General features: G+C 38.9%; 1 protein-coding gene and 4 pseudogenes. 1 reads left to right on the forward strand and 4 read right to left on the reverse strand.

The genetic code is table 11. From position 1 onward, the window contains the following. Positions 1 to 149: 149 nt before the first annotated feature. The 3 pseudogenes from ACFIKO_RS09020 to ACFIKO_RS09030 all read right to left on the reverse strand — a co-directional run. Positions 150 to 284 (reverse strand): annotated as a pseudogene (locus ACFIKO_RS09020) (lysozyme); the annotation flags it as partial. Between the two features lie 30 nt (positions 285 to 314). After that, positions 315 to 741: pseudogene (locus ACFIKO_RS09025) on the reverse strand (phage tail protein); the annotation flags it as partial. Positions 742 to 759: 18 nt separating this feature from the next. After that, positions 760 to 861 (reverse strand): annotated as a pseudogene (locus ACFIKO_RS09030) (phage antirepressor Ant); the annotation flags it as partial. 384 nt (positions 862 to 1,245) lie between these two features. Here ACFIKO_RS09030 and ACFIKO_RS09035 point away from each other — a divergent pair. Further along, positions 1,246 to 2,331 carry a hypothetical protein gene (locus ACFIKO_RS09035; RefSeq protein ID WP_375620329.1) on the forward strand — a complete coding sequence of 362 codons (1,086 nt, stop codon included), beginning with the start codon at positions 1,246 to 1,248 and terminating at the stop codon, positions 2,329 to 2,331. Between the two features lie 3 nt (positions 2,332 to 2,334). Here ACFIKO_RS09035 and ACFIKO_RS09040 read toward each other — a convergent pair. Further along, positions 2,335 to 2,705 (reverse strand): annotated as a pseudogene (locus tag ACFIKO_RS09040) (hypothetical protein); the annotation flags it as partial.

The raw sequence follows: 2,705 nt of genomic DNA on the forward strand, positions 1-2,705 counted from the left end.
CTTCACTTTCCACCTCCAGACGTGTTGTGGCTGCTTTTAAAGCTTTTTCTGTTTGCTTTTTCTGTTCACTCTTTTTCTCAAGAGTAAATGCTCTTGCTAATGCAATAAAAAAGCGGCTAAAGCCGCGCCTGTTACCATCAGATTTCCTTTCATCCATAAGACCATAGGTGGTGCTGCTGAAAGCGTTTAGCAACAAAGAAAATACCAGCACATGCGGCTAAAACCATAATGGTTGCCAAAGCCCATTGGATTGGTCCATTGCCTGCTAACAAACCACCAAGCCCTTGTTCCACCCATGGAACCCCATAAGACATATCAAGTGCTTTATTGTCAGCGTCTCTGATTTCGTCCTTGAAACCATTTGGTACTGAAATATTTAGATTTGTAATGGTTACATGGGCGTCTACTTCAACAGATTTGTGAACCGTAATGGGCTTTGGAGCTTTAAAGGCACCCACTTTATTTGTTGCCTGCATTTGTCCTGTTCAACGACACTTGTATTAAAACCACTCTTGCGTTTTTCAGGCGGGGTATTTGTAACCACTCCTGTATCCAACATTTTTTTTGCCCGTGCATTGGTTTCATTGGTAAAGGTTTTAATGGTCTGGGTTGAAGTTTTGTTGATTGAAACATTAAAGCCTAGCTTTTTTTTTTCATCCAATTAGGCATCCAGCTGGTTAATTTGCTTATCATGCCGCTAAACCATTCGGACAAGGTTTACCACTTGCTTTTGATGCCGTCTCACAAGCTCTCAATGAGATCGGATTTTATCTCCAAAAATGCATGCAACTCACGAGCATTTATCGTTTGAACTGTATCCTGCTCAATAATTTGTTCTTTAATTTCTATAAGGGCATTCATAAAGGACTCCTAGTTGTTAGATGTTTCTTAATGACACTCTAAAAGAGCTCTGGGTGCTAAGAAACATGGGCAACTAGCCCCGTCCGTTACATTTTCCCCGTAAAGGGTCTTGTATAGTGTAACTATACCCGACAAAGTTATTATATGCGTGTAGCATACAACGAGTCAAAACTTTAATTGGCGGAGAAGATATTGCTCCAGCAATCCGTTCGCTAGTTGCTTTAAAGTGTTTTTTAGGCACCTGATTCGATTATTCATATCGCTGTAATAATGTCACGCAGCAATATCACTTTTTTCTAAAAATTATAAGCACATCTTTACTTTATTTGTCGACTCACTTTAAATTTTCGGCTTAGTTTTTTATTTATAGTGGAGGGGGAAATAATGCTCGATACGCTTGATACAATTGCGGTGATCGTATGCTTGTTATCATTCCCAATGATGGTTGTCGGACTTGTTTTAGTGTGTATAAAAAAATGGCGGAAAAACGGACTGAAAACTCTTGGTATTGGAGTTTTATCATTTCTCGGCTCTGCAATATTAGGTGCGTTTTTTTTTCACAAAATCGAACCAGATCAAGTTACATACAATAATGAAATTTTTTCCTCCTCCTCGACTTCATTAATATATGTTGCTACTCAAAATGAAAGCGTGAAACAGGTACTACCTGAGAATACTGATAAGCAAAGTATCCATGTTCAAGACAAAAAGTCAGACGAAAATGATGGTCTAGGTTTTTGGGGATGGTTCAGGTTACTTTTCTTTGCATTTATTGCTTTGTCTATTTTTGTTCATTGGCAAGATAAACGCAAAAAACGTTTTAAAGAAAAAGTTTCAGAGCAGGTTTTAATGCCTCCCCCCCATATCCACCCTTCTTCTGATTTATCAGTTGTTAATAAAATGTCGCCGGAACTTGAAAAAAAACGATTAGAAAAGAGGGTACAGATCTTTCTCCTTTGTGTTCTGTTGAGTGGAGGCATTGTGGTAACAGTAACTATTACACCATGGTTATTAGTACCCATTCTTATTGTTTTAATTTTTGTTATTATTGCCTATCGTGAGGCGAAAAAGGAAAAAAACTTTGAGCAAGAAGTTGCTCTGTGGCAATCAGATATTCCTCCCTCTAATTTTGAGGAAGCATGTGAAATGTTTCAAGAACTTGACGCAAGTGAATATGATTATCGTTTAGCAAAAAATGAAAAACTGTTGGGAGTTCAAGAACGCGTTACCTTCAATATTTACGAAAAGACTCCAGCTTTAGGACGTCTTTTAGTAACAAACCAAGCTATTGTATTTGAAAGCCCTGAAGATAATGAAAGAACTACTTGGACACGAATTGCATCAGTCACTATAACATATCAAAGATGTCACATCAGTCACCGTACTGGCTCACCATGGAGTTACCGATTTAGTGCCATTCCAAATCCAAGGTTTGTAGCAGTAATTCGGGCTCTTGGGCAGCCTTATTAATTTTTAAATACACAAGATAAAGATACGTCCATTTTTTATCTCCCGCAAGATAAGCTTATACATACCGGATTCTGAGGCTTGGACATCTGTGACAGTGAAGTGCTCTTGGGAAGAAGGAGCTTTGCTGTTTTCAGGATCCATCACAATAACACTATCTTGAGGGTTTGGTGGCACCACCCAATATCATTGATACAAAGATCAAGTTCCTTTCTTGCAATTGTGCTAGGGATTCTGCCACCAGCGTCCGATTCTGAATGCTTAATGCCGTAAATCGCTGTGATACGAAAAGATTGCTGATTGTCCTTTCGCGTGTAGATGATGGGCTGCCCAAAAGTGTTGCGCACATCTTTAACCATTTGGTTTAGCAGCCCGTG

Source organism: Bartonella sp. TS82HLJMH (assembly GCF_042193495.1).
GTDB classification, from domain to species: Bacteria; Pseudomonadota; Alphaproteobacteria; order Rhizobiales; family Rhizobiaceae; genus Bartonella; species Bartonella grahamii.

Bases quoted from the DNA above. Each gene is read 5' to 3' on its own strand.
- ACFIKO_RS09035 (WP_375620329.1), top strand. From the start codon at position 1,246: ATGCTCGATACGCTTGATACAATTGCGGTGATCGTATGCTTGTTATCA.